This window comes from Paraburkholderia podalyriae, from assembly GCF_014397785.1.
In the GTDB taxonomy this organism is placed as follows: Bacteria; Pseudomonadota; Gammaproteobacteria; order Burkholderiales; family Burkholderiaceae; genus Paraburkholderia; species Paraburkholderia podalyriae.
In genome coordinates this window covers 1-674 of record NZ_VZQQ01000275.1, presented here as the reverse complement: position 1 = coordinate 674, position 674 = coordinate 1, and the positions used below count along the sequence as shown (strand labels likewise).

Below are 674 nucleotides of genomic sequence, written 5' to 3'. Positions count from 1 at the left end.
GGCCGCACCACTTCAGAACCCACTTCATTTTCGTTCATAGCGTACACGTGTCCATTAAAAAAATAGGTGGACACGATCGTCGCTTTCATGACCCGCCGGTTCAAGGTGACATTGCCGGGCGCTTACAATCGAACAGCCCAAAATTCCCTTTGACTTCGTAATAGTCAAACGCTTATAGGCCTCCTAGATATTCCTAAGAAGCCCCCGCCGTCGGTTGAAGGGAGAAGCCGAATTCGGCCGCCCGCCGGTGCAACTGCCTGATGACGCGCTCCTTGTACGGTATCCGTCAGCGTAACCCGTCAGAAGTGGGAATTTAATACGAGACCAACAACGCCGCGAGAGATCAGGACGAGGTGAGCGAGATCCCGCTGCGACAGTGCGAGGTCTCTCTGGATGTCAGAACGCGTAACCTTGGTCGTGCCAGTAGTGCCAGTCAGCGACGGCGAGTCGTGTCGGTTGATCGCTGTTCAACGGGACGATCTGAGCCAGGGGTGCCACCACGTCACGTTGGCCCCACCGGGCCCAGACGAAGATGCCAACCCGACATAGGTCTTCATGAGCGAGTCCGGTGACCGAGACGTGTTCACCCGGGTGCAGTGGTGAAGAGGCCATTGCCTGGCGAATGCCGGCCTCGAATGGAAACGAGAGCTGCTCTTCCAGATAGCAGTACCACG

1 protein-coding gene is annotated in these 674 nt (G+C 56.8%); it reads right to left on the bottom strand.

Going from position 1 to position 674, the window contains the following annotated elements:
* Positions 1–396 precede the first annotated feature (396 nt).
* A partial coding sequence (locus tag F6X42_RS43005) for a calcium-binding protein (RefSeq protein ID WP_187639782.1) occupies positions 397–674 on the bottom strand: 278 nt, incomplete at its 5' end.